The sequence below is a fragment of the Modestobacter sp. VKM Ac-2979 genome (genome assembly GCF_026967995.1).
GTDB lineage: Bacteria > Actinomycetota > Actinomycetes > Mycobacteriales > Geodermatophilaceae > Modestobacter.
The window spans coordinates 498112-516577 of the sequence record NZ_JAPVBO010000001.1 but is presented as its reverse complement, the minus strand read 5'-3'; the positions used below and the strand labels follow the sequence as shown (position 1 = coordinate 516577).

The window sequence follows — 18466 nt, the reverse complement described above, 5'->3', positions numbered from 1 at the left end:
CATGGCCGGACTCGTCTTCGTCATCAGCCTGCTGCTGGTCGGCGGGCTGCTGTTCCTCGGCGCCTCGCTGCTGCTCGGCCGGGGCGAGACGCAGCCCCCGGCCGAGCCCGAGCGCTCCCCGGTGCAGCTGCCCGAGGGGCGGGCGGTGGTCGCCGACGACGTCCGGGCGCTGCGCATCTCGGTGGCCGTGCGCGGGTACCGGATGACCGAGGTCGACTGGCTGCTGGACCAGCTGGCCTCGGTGCTGGACGACCGGGACGCGGAGATCGCGGCCCTGCGGGCACAGCTGCCGGGCGTCCAGCGTCCGGTCGACCAGCGAGACACCGACCCCGGAGGCCTCCCCGTCCTGGAGGACGGCCCCGGGAGTGACGAGGAGAGGCGGGCCGATGCCTGAACTGGTGGAGCAGGTCGAGGTGGACGCACCACCGGAGCAGGTGTGGGCGGCGCTGGTCGACTGGGACCGGCAGGGTGAGTGGATGCTGCTCACCGACGTGCGGGCCGGCGCACGCGACGGGCAGGGCGTGGGTGGGGAGCTCGCGGCCACCACTGGCGTCCGGCTGCCCGGTCCGCTCGGGGGCCGCCGGCTGGGGGTGCTGGACACCATGCTGATCACCGGCTGGGAGCCGCCCCGCCGGGTCGACGTGCGGCACACCGGGCGGGTGGTGCGCGGCACCGGCACCTTCGAGGTGCGGCCCCGGGACGGCGGCGGGTCGACGTTCGTCTGGACCGAGGGGCTGGACCTCCCGCTGGGCGCGCTGGGCCGGGCCGGCTGGCCGCTGGTGCGCCCGGTGATGGCCGCCGGGGTCCGGCTGTCGCTGCGCCGCTTCGCCGCCTACGCGCAGGCCCACCCCGCCTGACGGGGCTGCGCTCAGGCCGGTGCGGGGAGGGCGGCGTGTTCGGCGTCCCGGATCGTCGCCCGCGAGCGGTACCACTGCCGCCACAGCAGGGCGGCCACCAGCACGTGCACGACCGTGCCGCCGTGGTACATCAGCTGGGCGCCGGCCTCGGCTCCGGTGACCCCGGCCGGCGGGGCTGCGTACAGCGCCTTGGCCAGCACGTCGTGGGCGGCTGCGCCCGCCGCCAGCGCCACCGCGCGGACGACCACGCCGCGGCGGTGCCCGATCGGGTCCAGGGCCAGGACGGCGGCCGTGGCCAGCCAGCCGGTGAGCAGCACGTGCACCGAGACCAGCAGGTGCAGCCCCGGCGAGTGCAGCATCGCCGTCAGCAGGCCGGTGCCGTAGAGCAGCCAGAGCCCGGCGGCGTTCAGCCCGGTGGCCACGAACGGGTCGGTGAGCACCCGCACCGGTGCCGTGCGCAGCGCCCGGCTGACCCGCCGGGCGGCGGGCGCCGGGAGGGCGCGCAGCAGCAGGGTCGAGGGGCGGGCGAGCACGAGCAGCACCGGGGCGACCATCCCCAGCAGCAGGTGTGCGGCCATGTGCGCGCGCAGGTCGTCGTGGCTCGTGGCGAGCGGCCCGGTGAGCGCGACGGCCAGGCAGCCCAGCCCGGCCAGCCAGGCCGCCGTCCGGCCCGCCGGCCACGGGGAGCGCGAGCGGGCGACCCCGGCCAGGTAGAGCGCGGCCGGTACCAGCACGAGGGTCCACACGGCCTGGTTCACGGTGCCGGGGCTCCCGGGGCGCTGCGGGTGCGGGCCCGCCGGAGCAGCAGCACACCGGCCAGCAGCACCAGGGCACCGGCGCCGATCCAGGCCACGTCGTAACCGGTGAGGTCGACGCCGTAGCGGACCTGGTGCAGCCGCAGCAGCTTGTGGTGGACGACGCCGTCCCAGACCTGGAACGCCCCGGCGCCCACCAGCACCGCACCCCACCAGGCGCCCGCGGCGAACGACCGCCGCCGGCGGACGTCGGCGAGCAGTGCCAGGCCGGCCACGGTCGCCGACCAGGTGGCGGCGTGCAGCAGCCCGTCGGAGACCAGGCCCGCGGCTCCGCTGGCCCGGTCGTAGAAGTGGTGCCAGTGCAGCAGCTGGTGGAAGACGATCTCGTCGACCGCACCCGCGGCGCCGAGACCGAACAGCAGGCCGGAGACGAGCAGCCGCCGACGGTCGGGCCGCCCGGGATCGGCTGCGGTCACGGGACCTCCGTCGTCCGGCTGCGGGTGGTGCCCGGTCGCTGCCCGGCCGCCGACCGGGGGAAACCCCCAGCCGGTCGTACGACCCAGGGCTGAGCCGGCCCGCCGGGCTTCCGTCCCCGGGGCGACGCGGTGCGCCGGGTCGGCGGCCGACGATCAGCCCATGACCGTGACCCTCTCCGCCCGGGACCTCCGGATGACCTACGGCGACGGCCCGGCCGCCGCCCACGCCCTGGCCGGGGTCGACCTCGACCTCGGCGCCGAGTCGCTGGCCGTGATGGGGCCCTCCGGCTCCGGCAAGACCACCTTGCTGCACTGCCTGGCCGGCATCGTCCGACCGACCTCCGGGTCGGTCACCTGGCAGGGGCAGGACCTCGCCCGGCTGTCCGACGCGCGGCGCACGGTGCTGCGCCGGTCGGACTTCGGGTTCGTCTTCCAGTCCGGCCAGCTGCTGCCCGAGCTGCCCGCGGTGGAGAACGCGGCGCTGCCGCTGATGCTGGCCGGGGTCGACCGCCGGACGGCGACCGAGCGGGCGGCCCGCTGGCTGGACCACCTGGGGCTGGCCGGGCTGGAGCAGCGCCGGCCCGGTGAGCTCTCCGGCGGGCAGGGCCAGCGCGTGGCGATCGCCCGCGCCCTGGTCACCTCGCCGGGCGTCGTCTTCGCCGACGAGCCGACCGGTGCCCTCGACGCCGCCACCGGGCAGGAGGTGATGAGCCTGCTGGTCCGCTCCACCTCGGCGGCCGGGGCGGCGCTCGTCGTGGTCACTCACGACGAGGGGGTCGCCGCCTGGTGCGGGCGGGTGGTCACCATGGGCGACGGCCTGCTGGTCGACGACCGCCGGACGCCGGCCGCGGCGCCGGGCGGTGGCCTCCGATGAGGGCCGCGCTGCGCCTGTGGTGGGCGCTGGCCCGCAGGCAGGGGCCCGACCGGCTGACCACCGGCCTGGCCGTGCTCGCCTTCACCGCGGTGACCTGGGCGCTGCTGACCACCCTGGGCGGGCTGCGCGCCTTCGTCGACCGCGCCGCCGTCGAGCGGGCCGAGCCGGAGCCCTCGGGCATGGCCGAGGTGTACGTCGTCCTGGCCGTCGTCGCGGCTGCCCTCATCCTGGTGCCGCTGATCACGCTCGGCGGCGCGGCGGCCCGGCTGGCCATCGCCCGGCGCAACGCCCGGATGGCGGCGCTGCGGCTGGCCGGGGCGACCACCGGGCAGGTCGCGGGGATGGCGGTCGCGGACGCGCTGGCCCAGGCGGTCGCCGGCGCGCTGGCCGGTGCGGTGCTCTACGGGGCGACCCTGCCGCTGGTGGCGCTGCTGCACTTCCAGGGCCGGGCCTTCGCGGTGGGGGAGCTGTGGGTCGGCTCCTGGGGAGCGCTCGCCCTGCCGGCGGTGCCGCTGGTGGCGCTGGTCTCGGCGCTGGCGGCGCTGCGCCGGGTGGCGGTCACACCACTGGGGGTGGCCGCGCGCACCGGGGTGAAGCCGCTGTCCTGGACCCGGCTGCTCCCGCTGTCCGTGCTGGTCGGGGTGTTCCTGCTCGCCGCCAACGGGATGCTCCGGCTCGACGCGATCGTGGTGCTGGCGATCCTCGTGGGGACGCTGGCCGGCGCCATGTGGGTGTTCAACCTGGTCGGCCCGTGGCTGATCTCGGTGCTGGGCCGGGTGGTCGCCCGGCGGGCGCGCAGCGTGCCGACCCTGCTGGCCGGTCGGCGGATCGTCGACGACCCGAAGGCGGCCTGGCGCAGCGTGGGCGGGGTGGCCCTGGTCGCCTTCGTCGCCGGCGTGCTGAGCGTCAGCCCGGGCCTGGCGGCGACCGGCGCGGAGCAGGACCACCTGGGGGTGGACATCGCGACCGGGACGGCGATCACGCTGGTGATCGCGTCGCTGCTGGCCGCGGTCTCCACCGGTGTCACCCAGGCGGGTCGGGTGCTCGACCACGCCGGGGAGTACCGCGCCCTGCACCTGGCCGGCACCGAGGTGGCCACCCTGCACGCGGCCCGGATGCGGGAGACCTGGATCCCGCTGACGGTCTGCGTGGGCGGCGCGAGCGTCACGGCGCTGGCGCTGATCACCCCGTTCATCGACGTGCTGGCCGACGAGCCGATCGGGGTGGTGCTCTTCCTCGGCTCCGTGGTGGCCGGCTGCGCGCTGGTGCTCGGCGGCACGGCGGCCAGCCGGCGGATGGTCGACCGGGCCGCCGGGGCGGCGGTCCCGGGCTGACCGGGAGCGGCCTGCGGTTCTGGGGCCGCCACCGTCGGGATCCGTCGTACCGGGGAGCCATGATGACCCGGTGACGGCGGCGGCTGGGGGACGAGGATGAGTCGGCGGGGCTGGGCGCTGTTCGTGGCGATGTCGCTCATCTGGGGCCTGCCGTACCTGCTGATCAAGGTGGCGGTGGAGGACTTCTCCCCGGTCGTGGTGGTCTTCCTGCGCTGCGCGATCGGCGCGGCGCTGCTCGTGCCGTGGACCCTCGCCCGGGGGCACCTGGGCACCGCGCTGCGCCGGCACTGGCGGGCCCTGCTGCTGTTCACCGTGCTGGAGATGACCGGCCCCTGGCTGCTGTTGCCGTACGCCGAGCAGTCGCTGTCCAGTTCGCTGACCGGGCTGCTCGTCGCGGCGGTGCCGTTCGTGGCCGCGGTGGCGGCCCTGGTCGCCGGGGACGAGGACCGGCTCTCCCCGCTGCGGGTGGTCGGGATGCTGATCGGGGTGGTGGGCATCGTCGCCCTGCTGGGCCTGGACGTCGGCGGGGCCCAGCTCAGTGCGATCGGGGCGGTCGCGCTGGTGGTGGTCGGCTACGCCGTCGCCCCGATCGTGATCAGCCACAAGCTGCCCGACGTGCCGGGCGTGACGGCGGCGTCCTTCGCGCTGCTGTTCACCGCGCTGGTCTACGCGCCGTTCGCGGTGCCCCGGCTCGGCGACGCCGTCGAGGCACCGACGCGGGCGTGGCTGGCGCTCCTGGCGCTGGGCACGGTCTGCACCGCGCTGGCCCTCGCACTGTTCTTCGCGCTGATCCGGGAGGCCGGCCCGCAGCGGGCGCTGGTGATCACCTTCGTGAACCCGGCGGTCGCCGTGCTGCTGGGCGTCCTGGTGCTCGACGAGCCGTTCACCCTGGGCCTGGCGCTCGGGCTGCCGCTGGTGCTCCTCGGCTGCGTGCTGGCCACCCGGCGCAGCCCCGTCCGCACCGCGCGGTCGGAGTTCGACGACCTCGACACGGCCGTCCCGTGACCGCGCAGACGCCGGAGCCGGGAGAGCGCTGCGGATGGGCCACGAGCGCGCCCGAGTACGTCCGCTACCACGACGAGGAGTGGGGGGTGCCGCTGCACGGCGACGACGCGTTGTTCGAGCGGGTCAGCCTGGAGGCCTTCCAGTCGGGCCTGTCCTGGATCACCATCCTGCGCAAGCGCCCCGCCTTCCGGGCCGCGTTCGCCGGGTTCTCGATCCAGGCGGTGGCCGCCTTCACCGACGACGACGTGGAGCGGCTGATGGCCGATGCGGCGATCGTCCGCAACCGCGCCAAGGTGACGGCCGCGGTGCGCAACGCCCGGGCTGCGCTCGACCTGACGGAGGGGTTGTCGGCCCTGTTGTGGTCCTTCGCCCCGACCGCGCCGCGTCCGCGGCCACAGGCCCTCGCCGACGTCCCGGCGACCAGCCCGGAGTCGGTTGCGCTGGCCAAGGAGCTGAAGCGGCGGGGGTTCTCCTTCGTCGGACCGACCACCTCCTACGCCCTGATGCAGGCCACCGGGATGGTCGACGACCACGTCGCGACCTGCTTCCGGGCGGGGGCGACGCACCCGGACTGAGGGGTCCGGGTTGGTCGATGGCCGTGGATACGGGATCATGGACCGCACAGCTCTGCACGAACAGTCGCCACACCACGGTCCAACCGGGCTGTGGGTGGCCGGTGAAGGAGGCACGCATGGCGGCCATGAAGCCGCGTACGGGTGAAGGTCCCCTCGAGGTCACCAAGGAGGGCCGCGGCCTGGTCATGCGCGTCCCGCTGGAGGGTGGCGGCCGGCTGGTCGTCGAGCTGTCCCCCGACGAGGCGAGCGCCCTCTCCGAGGCCCTGAAGGGCGCGATCAGCTGAACACCGACGCGAGTCTGCCCCCGGGCAGCCCCGCGACAGACGACGCGGCCCCGGCCGTCGGCAGCACGCCGGCGACCGGGGCCGCGCCGTTGCCGCGGGTCGAGGTCGTCCCGGCGGTGCCGGTGCTGGGTCCCGACGACGTCCTGGCCGTGCCGGTCGGTGCGAAGGGCTCGCTGCCCGACTGGCTCACCGCGGCTGCCCAGCCGCCGGTCGACCCGGAGTTCCTCGCTGCGGCCCTGGCCGACACCGGCAACGGCGGCAAGCCCGGCGGGATCACCAACGTGCCGCTGGAGAGCCGCCGCCCGCGCAGCGTGCTGGCGGTCGGGGTGGGCGATGCGACCCTGCCGCACCTGCGCTCCTACGTGGCGGTCGCCGTCCGGCGGGCGCAGACGCTCGCCGAGTCCGGCGCCCGCCGGCTCGTCCTGCCGCTGGACACCGGCGTCGCCCCCGCCGGGGCCGACGAGGTGCGGACCGCGGTCGAGACGGCGCTGCTGGCCGGCTACCGCTTCCGGGACACCTCCACGCCACACCCGCCCAGGCTCGCCGAGGTGCTCGTGGTGGCCGCCGGTGCCGACGACCCGGCGGTTGCCGCCGGTGAGCACGCCGGCCGGGTCGCTGCCGAGTCCGTTGTGTGGGCCCGTGACCTGGTCAACACGCCCAGCAGCACCAAGGACCCGGCCTGGCTCGCCGACCAGGCGCTCGGGCGGCTGGGTGGAGTCGACGGTGTGACGGTCACCGTGCTGGGGCCCGACGAGCTGCGGGCCGGCGGCTTCGGCGGCGTGCTCGCCGTCGGCGGGGGATCGGCCTCCCCACCGCGGGTGGTGATCGCCACCTACCGACCGCACGGGGCCGGTCCGGCGCACCCGGTGCTGGTCGGCAAGGGCATCACCTTCGACACCGGCGGCATCTCGATCAAGAAGAACGCGGGCATGCGCGAGATGAAGACCGACATGGCCGGGGCCGCCGCGGTCCTCGCCGCCGTCGACGCCGCGGCCCGGCTGCAGCTCCCGAGTGCCGTCACCGCCGTCGTCGCGCTCTGCGAGAACGCCGTCTCCGGTGCTGCCTACCGGCCGGCCGACGTCGTCCGGCACGTGGGCGGGCGCACCACCGAGGTGCGCAACACCGACGCCGAGGGCCGGCTGGTCCTCGCCGACGCGCTGGCGCACGCCCGGCTGGCGCTGGGAGCGACCGTGCTGGTCGACGTCGCCACCCTCACTGGGGCGATGCGGACGGCGCTGGGGGCCCGCACGGCCGGGCTGTACGCGACCGCCGACGGCCTGGCCGACGCCCTGCTCACCGCCGGCGGGCACGCCGGCGAGGCGTTCTGGCGGATGCCGCTGACCGAGGAGCACGTCGGGCACCTGCGCGCGCAGCTCGACTCCCCGGTGGCCGATGCGAACAACGCCCCGGGCGACCCCGGGTCGACCACGGCGGCGCTGTTCCTGCAGCCCTTCGCCGGGGGCCTGCCGTGGGCGCACCTGGACATCGCCGGCCCGGCGCGCGCCGGCCGGGACGACGCCGAGGTGGTCAAGGGCGGCTCGGGGTTCGCCGTCCGCACGCTGCTGCACTGGCTGGAGGCCGGCGCACCGGCCGACCTGCCGGAACCGGTGGTGCGCGACTGAGCGGTTGCCGCCACCGCTCGTTGGGCACTGGCCGGGACGAGCCGCGCCGTCGGGCGCGACCGGATCCGAGGGGGACCAGCCATGAGCATGATGGACAAGGCCAAGGGCGCGCTGGACAGCGACAAGGGCGAGCAGATCAGCGACAAGGGTCTGGACAAGGGCGAGCAGTTCGCTGACAAGAAGACCGGTGGCACGCACGACGCCCAGATCGACAAGGGCCGGGACGCCGCCGACGGCAAGATCGGCAACCAGTAACCGACGGTGCCGGCGGCTGGGGCCTGAGCGCCCCAGCCGTCACCGGCGGGCCGGGTCGGGCAGGATCGGTCCGTGACCGAGGAACAGCGCGGAGTCGTCTTCCCAGCCGGGCCCGACGGCCGGCGCAGCACCGCCACGCTCGGCCGGGCGGTCGTCGCCGACGCGCTGCGGCCGGTCGACCCGACCGGGGCGCGGGCAGCTGAGCAGGAGACCAACTGGCGGGCCGGCTACCTGCCCCACCTGCGCCGCACGGTGGAGGCGGGACTGAGCTCTCCCGACGCGGCGCTGCAGATCGCCGGTGCGGGGCTGGACTCGCTGCACGCCCGGATGCGGGTGGCCGGGCCGGACCGCGAGACCGACCTCGGCGCGCTGCAGACCGCGCCGGCGGCTCGCCGGCTGCGCACCGTCGAGGTGACCGGGGACGCCGAGCCCGAGCGCGAGCTGTCGTTGCCCTACCGCGGCGCCCGGCTGCGCGGTGACGACCTGCACCGCCGGCTGGTCGCCTGGGTCGACGCCGGGGTGATCGAGCCGAGCTGCGCCGATGCGGTGCGCACCGTGGCCGACCACCCCGAGTGGCTGGCGCTGCCCGACCGCACGGTCGCGGTGCTGGGTGCCGGCGCGGAGATGGGGCCGCTGACCGCCCTGCTGCGCTGGGGTGCCCGGGTCGCCGCCGTCGACCTGCCCCGGCCGCCGTTGTGGCAGCGGGTCCGCGACACCGCCCAGCGGGGCGCGGGCACGCTGCTGCTGCCGGTAGCCGACGACGACGCGGCCGGCGCCGACCTGATCACCGAGGTGCCCGAGGTCGCCGACTGGCTCGCGGCCCTGCCCGGCTCCCCGGTGCTCGGCAACTACGTCTACGCCGACGGCGCGACCAACGTCCGGGTCTCCACCGCCGTCGACGCGCTCACCCGGCGGCTGACCGAGGCCCGCCCCGAGCTGGCGCTGGCATTCCTGGCCACTCCGACCGACGTATTCGCCGTGCCCGGCGAGGCGGTCGACCACTCCGTCGCCGCCTACGCCTCCCGGCCGCGGACGGCGAAGCTGGTGGGCCGGCCGCTGCGCACGCTCTCGGCCGGGCGGTTGCTGCGCAGGGCGTACGTGCCGGGCACCGACCCGGGCATCGCCGACAGCCTGGTGCCGCAGCAGGGGCCGAACTACGCGCTGGCCAAGCGGTTGCAGCGCTGGCGGGCCTCGGTGGCCCGGGCGGCGGGCAGCACGGTGTCGATGAACGTCGCCCCGCCCACCCGGACCCGCTCGGTGGTCAAGAACCGCGCGCTGGCCGCTGCCTACGCCGGGGCGCACCGCTTCGGCGTGGAGGTCTTCGAGCCGGCGACGTCGAACGTGCTGATGGCGGCGCTGCTCGTGCACGACCTGCACACCGGTGGCGGGCCCGCGCAGCAGCACCCGTGGCAGGACGAGGCACACGCCGCCGCGCACGGCGGGCTGTGGCGCACCCCGTACGCGCCGCGCAGCGCGCTGGGCCTGGCGGCGGTGCTCGGCCTGGGCGCCGCGCGCGGTTGATCCGGCCGAGCGTGTTCCGCCCCTGACGGCCACCGGTCGCCTCTACGGTCGCGGCCATGTCGCCGGACGCCGCACCGACCACCCCGGCACCGCCGCGCCCGCGGGTGACCCTGCGGGACCCGTGGACGGCGCTGCGGGTGGCGCTGGTGCTCGGCTGCGTCGTCGTCGCGCTGGCCACCGTCCTCGTCGGTCAGCGCCCGGCGTCGCTGGAGGACCTGCGCGCTGCGGTCGATGCGGGCCGGGTGGAGGAGGTCCGGGTCAGCGAGGGGCTGGGGCCTCGGGCGACCGGCTCCGCGGTGCAGACCGCTGTCTGGCGGTCGGGGCTCGTCACCCGCCGCACCGAGGTCTGGCAGGTCAGCCCGAGCGCCCAGCCCCACGAAGGCTCCCGACCGGTCGTCACCGGCGACCTGGCCGACCAGCTGCGGACGGTCGAGCCGGGCCTGCGCGTGGGACCGCTTGCCGAGTCGTCCTCCTCGTCGGAGCTCCTGGGTTGGCGGGCCCCCGTGTGGGTGGGGGCCCTCCTGTTCGTCATCTGGCTCGCTGCGCTGTTCCTGCTGGTCGGCGGTCCGGTCCCGGAGCGAGCCACGCGCTGGGCGTGGTTCTGGCTCTGCTGGATCCCGCTCGGCACGCCGGTGTTCCTGGTGCTGTCCGGGCCGTTCCCCGGTGTCCCGGCGCCACGCCCGGGAGCTCGTCGGCTGACCGGTGGCTGGGCGTTCCTGCTCAGCTGGTTGGTCGTCGGCGCAGTCGCCGGGAGCTGACCCGGTGGCCCGGCAGGCCACCTCCCGGCCGGCTGTACGCACCGCAGGTGCGGTACGCCGACGCCCGCCGGGCGCTGGTCACCACGCTCATCCGGTCAGGCGGGGCGTCGACGGTCGGCCGCGGGGCGGTCGGGCTTCCCGGTCGTCGTCGGGCGGGTCCGCCGGCCTCGGGCCACCTCGGTGGCCAGCGCGTCCAGCGGCTGGGCGAACTGCGCCAGCGGGTCGACGAGCCCGGTCAACCACGCGCGGGCGGCGTCCAGGCCGTCCGGGTCGAGTGCGTAGAACCGTCGAGGCCCCTCGGCGCGCACCGTGACCAGCCCGGCGTCCCGCAGCACCCGGAGGTGCTGCGAGACGCCGGGCTGGGAGATGGGTGCACGGGCCTGCAGGGCCGCGACGATCTCACCGGCCGGCCGCTCGCCTGCGGCGAGCAGTTCCAGGACGTGCCGCCGGACGGGGTCGCCCAGCGCCTCGAATGCTCCGGTCGCTGCTGCTCGGGTCACTGCGCTCCTGGGGCGTCCTCGGGCGGGGTGGTGTAGAAGTCGACCGTACGGGCCGCCGCCTCGTGCGCCGGGCCCCGTTCGTCGCCGTCGGCGACCGCCGCGTCGGCCCAGCCGGTCGCCGCCCGCCGGACGAACTCCCGCCCCTCCGGCGTCAGGGGGAACGCCAACGCCTCGGCCGGGTCGACCGCGGCGCCGCTGTCCAGGTGCAGGCCCAGCCCCATCAGGCCGAGGTCCCAGCCGACGCCCACCGCGCCCGGGCCGAACTGCTCCCACATCTCGGGCTCGACCGGGGCCTCGTGCAGCAGCTCCAGCTCGGTGCCGGTGGCAGCCGGGGTCAACCGGACCTGCAGCCAGGACACCATCGGCCCGTACTCCCAGGTGACCGAGAAGGTCTCCGGCGCCGCGCAGTGCTCGACGGTGCCACCGGCGTTGCCCTCGAGCTGGTAGCGGCCGCCGACGCGCAGGTCACCGCTGACCGGCAGGAACCAGCGGGGGAGCCGATCCGGGTCGGTCACGGCAGCCCAGAGGTCGGGCCGGTCGGTCGGGTAGGTGCGGCGGGCGACCGCGATCCGGGTGGGTGTGCCCCCGCGGGAGCCGGTGCGGACCTCTCGGGTCACCAGCCCGGCGGATGCGGCGGCGTCGGTGATGGTCATGAGCCCCTCCTAATAAGTGAAAACTTATAGAACGACCGTAGCCCTGGGGCCGGAGTTGGACAAGGCCGTGCGGCACCGCTGCTCAGGGGCCGCTCAGGGACGCAGGTCAGGGGCGGTTCAGGGTCGGTTCAGGGCGCTCCCCGATGTGCCGGGGGCGGCCCCGCCGACAGGCTCGTCGGCATGGACACCACCTCTCCCGCCCACCTCGGAGGGACGCTGTGATCGTCGCCCGGGGACTCACCAAGACCTACGGCCCCAAGACCGCCGTCGACCACCTCAGCTTCACCGTCGAGCCCGGCCGGGTGACCGGCTTCCTCGGCCCGAACGGGGCCGGCAAGTCCACGACGATGCGGATGATCCTGGGGCTGGACCGCCCCACGTCGGGCAGCGTGACCGTGAACGGCCGGTCCTACGCCGCCTCGCCGGCGCCGCTGCGGGAGGTCGGTGCGCTGCTGGAGGCCCGGGCCCTGCACCCCGGTCGCAGCGCCCGCGACCACCTGCGCTGGCTGGCCGCCAGCAACGGCATCCCGCGCACCCGGATCGACGCAGTGCTCGACCTGGTCGGGCTGGAGGCCGTCGCCGACCAGCGGGTCGGCCGCTTCTCCCTCGGCATGGGCCAGCGGCTGGGCATCGCGGTGGCCCTGCTGGGCGAGCCACCGGTCGTCGTCCTGGACGAGCCGGTCAACGGCCTGGACCCGGAGGGCATCCGCTGGGTGCGCAACCTCGCCCGGGAGCTCGCCGGGCAGGGGCGCACCGTGCTGGTCTCCAGCCACCTGATGTCGGAGATGGCGCTCACCGCCGACCACCTGATCGTGGTGGGCCGCGGCCGGATGCTGGCCGACTGCTCGATGGCCGACTTCATCACCGAGCACGCGTCCTCCTACGTCCGGGTCCGCAGCCCACGGATGGGCGACGCCGAGGCGCTGCTGCGCAACAACGGCCTGGACGTCGACCGGGTCGACGACGAGCTGCGGGTGCGCGGCCGGAACGCCGCCCAGATCGGTGAGCTGCTCGGCGGCGCCGGGCTGTACGTCCACGAGCTCGCCCTCGTCCAGTCCTCGCTGGAGGACGCCTTCATGACCCTGACCGCCGACAGCGTCGAGTACGCCACCCACCCGGCCGAGACCGCAGGAGCCGTCCGATGAGCGCCACGTCGACCACGAACGCCGCCCCGGTCCGTCTCCGGGCCGGTTCCGCACCCGGCCCCGACGTCGTCTCCCTCGACCCGAACCGGCACGTGCCCGGCGTCCGGCAGCCCGGCTTCGCGCAGGTGCTGCACGCGGAGTGGGTCAAGTTCTGGACCGTCCGCTCCACCCGCTGGTCGCTGGGCCTGCTGTTCCTGCTCGGCGCCGGCCTGACCACGCTGGTCTGCTGGGCCGCCGCCACGGACCTCGCGGCCGGCGACACCGGAGAGGCGCCCGCCGCCTTCCTCACCTGGGGGCTGCTGTTCTCCCAGCTCACCGCTCTGGCGCTGGGCACGCTGGTGGTCACCAGCGAGTACGGCACCGGGATGATCCGGGCCACCGTCACCGCGGTGCCCCGCCGCGGACGGGTGGTGGCGGCCAAGGCCGTGGTGCTCGCCGGCGTGCTCTTCGTCGCCGGCGTGGTGACCGCGGTGGCCGGCTACTTCGGCGGCAACTGGTTCCTCGAGCGGGAGGGCGTCGGCATGGCGCTCTCCGACGACGGCGTGATGCGCGCCCTGCTGGGCAACGGGCTCTACCTCGCCGGGCTCGGGCTGTTCGCCCTGGCCACCGGGCTGCTGATCCGGCACACCGCCGCGGCCGTGACCGTCGGCATGGCGCTGGTGCTGGTGGTCGGCAACGTCGCCTACGCCCTGCCGGGCACCTGGGGGGAGTGGGTGGCCAAGCTGATGCCTGGCAACGCCGGCGGATCGGTCGCCCAGGTCGCTCCCTTCAACGGCGGTGCGGTGCTGGCGCCGTGGACCGGCTTCGGGGTCTTCGTCGCCGAGGTGGCCGCGCTGATGCTCGTGGCGGTCCTGGTCTTCCGCCGCCGCGACGCCTGACCCGAGCCGGTCAGCCCCTCCCTCGACTCCTCCCTCACCCCGACCGGCGAGGGAGGAGTCGCTGCGTCTCCGGTCGGCGGGGCCTGGACGGCGGGGGCCTGGACGGCGGGGCGGCGGGCGCGGGAGGCTGCCCGCCGTGCGCCTGCGTGTGCTCGACCTCGCCTGCCGGCGGCCGTTGACCCTGGCCGCCGCGGTCACGGTGCTCTGGCACCTGCTGCTGTTCGCCGTCGAGGACCTGCTGCCGCCGTTGCGACCCGGGTGGTTCCCCGACCTGGGCGCAGCGGTGGTGAACGTCGTGCTCGCCGCGCTCACGCTCGCGCTGATCGGCTGGCTCGGCTGGTGGCGAGAGACCGGCCTGGCCTGGCGCCGGCCGGACCGCTCGTGGTGGCTGCTCCTGCCGCTGCTGGCCGAAGGGCTGCTGCACCTCGTCGACGGGCTGACCGGTTCGGCGACGGCGCTGGCCAGCGCGGCGGTGACCATGCTGGCGGTCGGGCTGGCCGAGGAGTCGCTCAGCCGGGGGCTGGTGCAGCGGCTGCTGAGCCCGTTGGGCCTGGCCCGGGCAGCGGTCCTGGTGGGCGTGCTGTTCGGCCTGGGGCACGCGATGAGCGGGCTGTGGTTCGGGCGGCCGGGCGACGAGATCGCCTTCCAGGTGGTGAACACCGCCGCCTTCGGGTTCTGCCTGGCTGCGCTGCGCTGGCACGTCCGCACGATCTGGCCGTTGGTCGGGCTGCACGCGCTGGTGAACTTCACCAGCATCAACAGCCCCGGCGCGCTGCCGGACGTCGTCCAGATCGGGATCATCGTGGCGCTGATCGCCTACGGCTGGTGGTTGCTGCGGCTGCTCGACCGGCGACCGGAACGGACCCCGGACCCGGCCCGCACCGGCTGACCAGGGCTCCGGCCCCGAGCCCGCGGCGGCCGGACCTCGCGGTGCCGTCCGGTCGTCCCTCCCGCATCATCGGCTGGGCGGGCGGCGACGGAGCCGGCCCGGAGGACGGGAGTCGTCGATGCGCAGGTGCTGGACGGTGCTGGTCTGTGCGGTGGTGGTGCTGCTGGCCGGCCAGGGAACGGCGGCGGCGGCCCCGGTGGCCGGCGGGTACGCGGACCTGGACCAGCGCGGCCCCGCACTCGCTGTCCCGGCGGCGCAGCTGGCCGCCTCGCTGCACTGCAACGGCCCGGTCACCAAGGGCGGGCGGGCGCCGGTGCTGCTGCTGCCCGGCACCACGATGGACCCCGCGGTCGGCTTCGCCTGGAACTACGAGCGGGCGTTCGACCGCCTGGGCTGGCGCTGGTGTGCGGTGACCCTGCCGGACGACGCCACCGGCGACATCCAGGTGGCCGCCGAGCACGTGGTCTCTGCGGTCCGCACGGTGAGCAAGCAGGCCGGCCAGCGCGTCGACGTGGTCGGCTGGAGCCAGGGCGGCATGATCGGACGCTGGGCGCTGCGGTTCTGGCCGGACACCCGGGCGATGGTGGACGACCTGGTCGGGTTGAGCCCGTCCAACCACGGGACGACGGTCGCCGACCTCGCCTGCCAGACCACCTGTACACCGGCGAACTGGCAGCAGCGGTCGATCTCCGCGTTCACCGCCGCGCTCAACAGCGGCGCGGAGACCTTCGCCGGCGTCTCGTACACGGTCGCCTACACCCGGGCCGACGAGGTCGTCGTCCCGAACGCCGGACCCACCGCGAGCTCGGTGCTGCGGACCGGTGAGGGGCGGATCTCGAACATCGCCACCCAGGACGTCTGCCCGGCGAACGCGGCCGACCACTTCGCGATCGGCAGCTACGACCCGGTGGGCTACGCGATCGCGATCGACGCGCTGACCCACGACGGCCCGGCGGTGCGCGCCCGGGTCCCGGTGAACACCTGCCTGCAGGTCTTCCAGCCCGGCGTCGACCCGGCGACCTTCGCGACCGACTACGCCGCGTTCGTCGCCTACGCCACGGACGGGGAGGGGGACGCCGCAGACGTCCCGGCTGAGCCCGCACTGCAGCCGTACGTGTTCGCCCGGCGTTGAGGCCCGCCCGGCGCCGGATCGGACGGCCGCTGGGTCAGGCCGGGCCGATGAGCCCGGCGACGATCTCGGCGGAGAGGGTGACCAGCGGGAGCCCGCCGCCGGGGTGCGCCGAGCCGCCGACCAGGAACAGACCCGGGAGGCCGGCCGCGTTGGCCGGCCGCAGGAAGGCCGCACGGGCCCCGTTGCTGGACGTGCCGTAGATCGAGCCGCCGGGGCTGGCGGTCTCCCGCTCCAGGTCGGCCGGGGTGCGCACCACCCGCCAGCGGACCCGGTCGCGCACGTCGAGTCCGCGGGCGGCCATCGTCGCCAGCACCTGGTCGGCGTAGCGGTCGGCGAGCCCGGGGGCGGTCCAGTCGACGCCGCTGCCCGGCTCGTGCCGCGGCGCGTTGACCAGCACGAACCACGACTCGCTGTCGGCGTCCGGCCGGGTGGCCGGGTCGTCAGGGGCACTCACGTAGACCGTCGGATCGGCCACCGGCCGGCGGGGCCCGCCCCGTCCGAACAGGGCGTCGAACTCGGCGTCGTAGTCGGTGGGGAACAGCACAGTGTGGTGCGCCAGCCCGGGGGTGCGGCCGCGGAGCGCGAGCAGCAGCACGAACCCCGAGGACGACGGCGTCACCCGCCGCAGCGCGGCCCGGGCCCGCCGCACCGGCGCCTGCGGCGGCAGCAGGCTGCCGTAGAGGCTCATCGCGTCGGCGTTGCAGACGACGACGTCGGCCGGCACCACCTCGCCGTCGGCCAGCCGCACCCCGGCCGCCCGGCCCGCCGTCACCAGCACCTCCGTGACCGTGGCGCCGGTGCGCACGACCGCTCCTCGCTCGACCGCGCGCGCGGCCACCGCCTCGGGCAGCCGGCGGAGTCCGCCGGGGACGTACCAGGAACCGAAGGCCTGCTCGGCGTAGGGGACGGTGAGCAGCGCGGCGGGTGCCCGCCGGGGGTCCGAGCCGGAGTAGGTCGCGTACCGGTCCAGCAGCATCCGCAGCCGCGGGTCGGTCAGGTACGCAGCGCCCAGGCCGCGCAGCGTGCGGCCGGGCGCGACCGTGCGGAGGTCAGCGGTGTTGCGGGCGAGCCGGGCCAGGGTGGCCGCACCGGCCAGCGGGGTGCGCAGGAACGGCTGCTCGGTGGCCCGCCACATGGCCTCGGCGCGGGTCAGCAGCGCCGTCCACTGCGCACCGCTGCCGGGGCCGAGGTCGGCGTCGAGCCGGGCCGGGATGTCGTCGCGGTGCCCGGGCAGCGCCGTCGTCGTCCCGTCGGCGAACCGGTAGGCCACGGCCGGGTCGAGCCGCTGCAACGGCAGCACCTCCGACAGCGGTGCGCCGGTGGCGGCGAAGAGGTCCTCGAGCACCTGCGGCAGGGTGACCAGGCTGGGACCGGTGTCGAAGCCGTGGCCGTCGCGGGCGTACCAGCCGAGCTTGCCGCCGACCTGCGGCGCCTGCTCCAGCACGGTCACCGCGTGGCCGGTCGCGGCCAGCCGGGCGGCGGCGGCGAGACCCCCGAGCCCGGCGCCGACGACGACGACCCGGGCCACGCCCCTCACGGTAGCCGCCGGGGTGCGAGCGCCGACGGTCAGAAGTCGGACTCCAGGTGGGCCAGCAGGGTGGCGCCGTCCCAGGTGGGCGGCGGCATGATCCGGCGGATGGTGAGCAGCGGCTGCGCCGGGTCCGTGGGCTCGGAGAGCTGGAACGCGGCCCGGTACCCGGCGGCGGCGACGTGCGGCAGCGCCTCCTGGTCCCACATCCCGTGCGGGTAGGCGAGCAGGTCGACCGGGTGCCCGAGGATGTCGGCCAGGGTGGCCCTCGGGTCGTCGAGCTGCTCGGTCCACTGGCCGCCGGTCAGCTGGTCCACCCGCTGGTGGTCCCAGCTGTGCGCGCCGATCGTCATGCCGGCCGCGTCGAGCTCCCGCAGCTGGTCGCTGCTGAGCCAGTCCGGCTTGTCCAGCACCACGGTCATCGGGAAGAACGCCGCCGGGAAGCCGAACTCGCGGAGCACCGGCAGGGCCGCTGTGGCGTGGGTGACCGACCCGTCGTCGAAGGTCAGCAGCACCGGGCGGTCGGGGAGGGCGGTGCCGAACTGGAGGTGGTCGACGAGCGCCGGGGCGGTGACCGGGGTGTGGCCGCCGTCGCGCAGCGCCTGCAGCTGGGCGGTGAGCACGGCCGGGGGCGTGATGATCGTGCGGGCGTAGGCGCTGTCGTCGGGGCGGAACTCGCGGATCTGGTGGAAGCACAGCACCGGCACCGTCGACCGGGCGAGGATCTCCGCCGGCGTCCCCGGGGTCGGCGCCGGTTCCTCGGTCGGCGTGGGGGCCGCACTGGTCGACTCGGCTGCAGACTCTGGTGCCGAGGGCGTGGCTGCCGACGTCGTGGGCGCAGCGGTCGGGGAACTGTCGGATCGGCTGCAGCCGGCGAGGAAGAGTGCGCCGCCGGCGGCCAGGAAGTCTCGTCTGCGCACGGCACCACCGTCGCCCACCGGGGGGTGCCGAGGCAAACCCCCCGGCGTGGTGTTGCCCGGTTGAGCAGCCGCAGGGACCCCTGACGGCCCGCCGACGAATGGACCAGAACGCGGGCAGGGCTGGTCGCGGCGAGGGCCTGTTGCGGCGAGGGCACGTCGACACGAGGGCACGTCGACACGAGGGCACGTCGACACGAGGGGATGTCGACAGGAGGGCAGGCAGGGACGACGTCTGCCGGCGTGGGATCAGAAGGGCGGTGGGTCGTCGGCCGGGTCGGGTGGTGGTGCGCCCGGCGCGGGTCCTGGCTGCAGGCTCGAGCCCTCCGGGGGTGGCTGATCGGGTGGTCGTTGGCCGGGTGGTCGGGTGGTTCTGGTGACGCCGGAAGGTGTGGTCACGGTGAGGGTGCCGTCGTCGGCCATGGCGAAGTGCCAGCCGGGGGCGAAGGTCTTGAGCCGGTGGTGGGAGCGGCACAGGCAGCAGAGGTTGTTCACCAATCACTAGTCT

At 75.7% G+C, this 18466-nt stretch carries 21 protein-coding genes and 1 pseudogene; 15 read left to right on the top strand and 7 right to left on the bottom strand.

Features of this window, described 5'->3' with window-relative positions; translation table 11 throughout:
• Position 1: 1 nt before the first annotated feature.
• On the top strand, positions 2 to 394 hold the full coding sequence (locus tag O2W15_RS02565; RefSeq protein ID WP_269178264.1) for a DivIVA domain-containing protein: 393 nt from the start codon (positions 2 to 4) through the stop codon (positions 392 to 394).
• Positions 387 to 857, top strand: a complete 471-nt coding sequence (locus tag O2W15_RS02560; protein WP_269178263.1) for an SRPBCC family protein — start codon at positions 387 to 389, stop codon at positions 855 to 857. Before O2W15_RS02565 ends, O2W15_RS02560 begins: the two co-directional genes overlap by 8 nt.
• Before the next feature lie 11 nt (positions 858 to 868).
• Here the strand turns inward: O2W15_RS02560 and O2W15_RS02555 are convergent, their stop codons facing one another.
• Together O2W15_RS02555 and O2W15_RS02550 are read right to left on the bottom strand one after the other, a co-directional pair.
• Positions 869 to 1615 (bottom strand): cytochrome c oxidase assembly protein, encoded by a 747-nt coding sequence (locus tag O2W15_RS02555; protein WP_269178262.1) that lies wholly within the window; start codon positions 1613 to 1615, stop codon positions 869 to 871.
• The gene (locus O2W15_RS02550) at positions 1612 to 2088 is read right to left on the bottom strand and encodes a DUF2243 domain-containing protein (RefSeq protein WP_269178261.1); all 477 of its coding nucleotides are present in this window, start codon (positions 2086 to 2088) and stop codon (positions 1612 to 1614) included. The genes O2W15_RS02555 and O2W15_RS02550 overlap by 4 nt, the downstream gene beginning before the upstream one ends.
• Before the next feature lie 160 nt (positions 2089 to 2248).
• Here O2W15_RS02550 and O2W15_RS02545 point away from each other — a divergent pair, with 160 nt between their 5' ends.
• From O2W15_RS02545 to O2W15_RS02505, 9 genes are all read left to right on the top strand, one after another.
• A complete protein-coding gene (locus O2W15_RS02545; RefSeq protein ID WP_269178260.1) occupies positions 2249 to 2962 on the top strand; it encodes an ABC transporter ATP-binding protein in 714 nt (237 codons plus the stop codon).
• Positions 2959 to 4296 carry a hypothetical protein gene (locus O2W15_RS02540; RefSeq protein ID WP_269178259.1) on the top strand — a complete coding sequence of 446 codons (1338 nt, stop codon included), beginning with the start codon at positions 2959 to 2961 and terminating at the stop codon, positions 4294 to 4296. The genes O2W15_RS02545 and O2W15_RS02540 overlap by 4 nt, the downstream gene beginning before the upstream one ends.
• Positions 4297 to 4392: 96 nt before the next feature.
• Positions 4393 to 5301, top strand: a complete 909-nt coding sequence (locus tag O2W15_RS02535) for a DMT family transporter (protein WP_269178258.1) — start codon at positions 4393 to 4395, stop codon at positions 5299 to 5301.
• The gene (locus O2W15_RS02530; protein WP_269178257.1) at positions 5298 to 5876 is read left to right on the top strand and encodes a DNA-3-methyladenine glycosylase I; all 579 of its coding nucleotides are present in this window, start codon (positions 5298 to 5300) and stop codon (positions 5874 to 5876) included. The genes O2W15_RS02535 and O2W15_RS02530 overlap by 4 nt, the downstream gene beginning before the upstream one ends.
• A 116-nt stretch (positions 5877 to 5992) precedes the next feature.
• A complete protein-coding gene (locus O2W15_RS02525; protein WP_064972432.1) occupies positions 5993 to 6160 on the top strand; it encodes a DUF3117 domain-containing protein in 168 nt (55 codons plus the stop codon).
• 89 nt (positions 6161 to 6249) lie between these two features.
• Positions 6250 to 7782, top strand: coding sequence for a leucyl aminopeptidase family protein (locus O2W15_RS02520; protein WP_269178256.1), 1533 nt, complete (start codon positions 6250 to 6252; stop codon positions 7780 to 7782).
• Between the two features lie 81 nt (positions 7783 to 7863).
• Positions 7864 to 8037, top strand: coding sequence for an antitoxin (locus O2W15_RS02515; RefSeq protein WP_269164917.1), 174 nt, complete (start codon positions 7864 to 7866; stop codon positions 8035 to 8037).
• Positions 8038 to 8109: 72 nt separating this feature from the next.
• A complete protein-coding gene (locus O2W15_RS02510; protein WP_269178255.1) occupies positions 8110 to 9558 on the top strand; it encodes a hypothetical protein in 1449 nt (482 codons plus the stop codon).
• A 56-nt stretch (positions 9559 to 9614) separates the two neighbouring features.
• Entirely contained in the window at positions 9615 to 10316 is a 702-nt protein-coding gene (locus O2W15_RS02505) for a hypothetical protein (RefSeq protein WP_269178254.1), read from the top strand.
• A gap of 95 nt (positions 10317 to 10411) precedes the next feature.
• On the opposite strand, the gene O2W15_RS02500 is transcribed toward O2W15_RS02505, so the two are convergent.
• Together O2W15_RS02500 and O2W15_RS02495 are read right to left on the bottom strand one after the other, a co-directional pair.
• Entirely contained in the window at positions 10412 to 10816 is a 405-nt protein-coding gene (locus O2W15_RS02500) for an ArsR/SmtB family transcription factor (protein ID WP_269178253.1), read from the bottom strand.
• A complete protein-coding gene (locus O2W15_RS02495; protein WP_269178252.1) occupies positions 10813 to 11469 on the bottom strand; it encodes an SRPBCC domain-containing protein in 657 nt (218 codons plus the stop codon). Before O2W15_RS02495 ends, O2W15_RS02500 begins: the two co-directional genes overlap by 4 nt.
• A gap of 218 nt (positions 11470 to 11687) precedes the next feature.
• On the opposite strand from O2W15_RS02495, the gene O2W15_RS02490 reads away from it, so the two are divergent.
• The 4 genes from O2W15_RS02490 to O2W15_RS02475 all read left to right on the top strand — a co-directional run bounded on the left by O2W15_RS02490 (position 11688) and on the right by O2W15_RS02475 (position 15513).
• The gene (locus O2W15_RS02490; RefSeq protein ID WP_269178251.1) at positions 11688 to 12614 is read left to right on the top strand and encodes an ABC transporter ATP-binding protein; all 927 of its coding nucleotides are present in this window, start codon (positions 11688 to 11690) and stop codon (positions 12612 to 12614) included.
• Positions 12611 to 13492 carry an ABC transporter permease gene (locus O2W15_RS02485; RefSeq protein ID WP_269178250.1) on the top strand — a complete coding sequence of 294 codons (882 nt, stop codon included), beginning with the start codon at positions 12611 to 12613 and terminating at the stop codon, positions 13490 to 13492. The genes O2W15_RS02490 and O2W15_RS02485 overlap by 4 nt, the downstream gene beginning before the upstream one ends.
• A gap of 136 nt (positions 13493 to 13628) precedes the next feature.
• Positions 13629 to 14381: a CPBP family intramembrane glutamic endopeptidase gene (locus O2W15_RS02480; RefSeq protein ID WP_269178249.1), complete on the top strand. Its 753-nt coding sequence runs from the start codon at positions 13629 to 13631 to the stop codon at positions 14379 to 14381.
• 118 nt (positions 14382 to 14499) lie between these two features.
• A complete protein-coding gene (locus tag O2W15_RS02475) occupies positions 14500 to 15513 on the top strand; it encodes a lipase family alpha/beta hydrolase (protein ID WP_269178248.1) in 1014 nt (337 codons plus the stop codon).
• 34 nt (positions 15514 to 15547) lie between these two features.
• On the opposite strand, the gene O2W15_RS02470 is transcribed toward O2W15_RS02475, so the two are convergent.
• The 3 genes and pseudogenes from O2W15_RS02470 to O2W15_RS02460 all read right to left on the bottom strand — a co-directional run.
• The gene (locus O2W15_RS02470) at positions 15548 to 17041 is read right to left on the bottom strand and encodes a phytoene desaturase family protein (protein ID WP_269178247.1); all 1494 of its coding nucleotides are present in this window, start codon (positions 17039 to 17041) and stop codon (positions 15548 to 15550) included.
• Between the two features lie 38 nt (positions 17042 to 17079).
• Positions 17080 to 17961 (bottom strand): polysaccharide deacetylase family protein, encoded by an 882-nt coding sequence (locus tag O2W15_RS02465; RefSeq protein WP_269178246.1) that lies wholly within the window; start codon positions 17959 to 17961, stop codon positions 17080 to 17082.
• A gap of 246 nt (positions 17962 to 18207) precedes the next feature.
• A pseudogene (locus tag O2W15_RS02460) lies at positions 18208 to 18447 on the bottom strand (HNH endonuclease); the annotation flags it as partial.
• Between the last annotated feature and the right edge of the window lie 19 nt (positions 18448 to 18466).

Coding starts and splice junctions, on each gene's coding strand:
- O2W15_RS02565 (WP_269178264.1), top strand. CDS start 2: ATGGCCGGACTCGTCTTCGTCATCAGCCTGCTGCTGGTCGGCGGGCTG.
- O2W15_RS02560 (WP_269178263.1), top strand. CDS start 387: ATGCCTGAACTGGTGGAGCAGGTCGAGGTGGACGCACCACCGGAGCAG.
- O2W15_RS02545 (WP_269178260.1), top strand. CDS start 2,249: ATGACCGTGACCCTCTCCGCCCGGGACCTCCGGATGACCTACGGCGAC.
- O2W15_RS02540 (WP_269178259.1), top strand. CDS start 2,959: ATGAGGGCCGCGCTGCGCCTGTGGTGGGCGCTGGCCCGCAGGCAGGGG.
- O2W15_RS02535 (WP_269178258.1), top strand. CDS start 4,393: ATGAGTCGGCGGGGCTGGGCGCTGTTCGTGGCGATGTCGCTCATCTGG.
- O2W15_RS02525 (WP_064972432.1), top strand. CDS start 5,993: ATGGCGGCCATGAAGCCGCGTACGGGTGAAGGTCCCCTCGAGGTCACC.
- O2W15_RS02515 (WP_269164917.1), top strand. CDS start 7,864: ATGAGCATGATGGACAAGGCCAAGGGCGCGCTGGACAGCGACAAGGGC.
- O2W15_RS02505 (WP_269178254.1), top strand. CDS start 9,615: ATGTCGCCGGACGCCGCACCGACCACCCCGGCACCGCCGCGCCCGCGG.
- O2W15_RS02495 (WP_269178252.1), bottom strand. CDS start 11,469: ATGACCATCACCGACGCCGCCGCATCCGCCGGGCTGGTGACCCGAGAG.
- O2W15_RS02485 (WP_269178250.1), top strand. CDS start 12,611: ATGAGCGCCACGTCGACCACGAACGCCGCCCCGGTCCGTCTCCGGGCC.
- O2W15_RS02475 (WP_269178248.1), top strand. CDS start 14,500: ATGCGCAGGTGCTGGACGGTGCTGGTCTGTGCGGTGGTGGTGCTGCTG.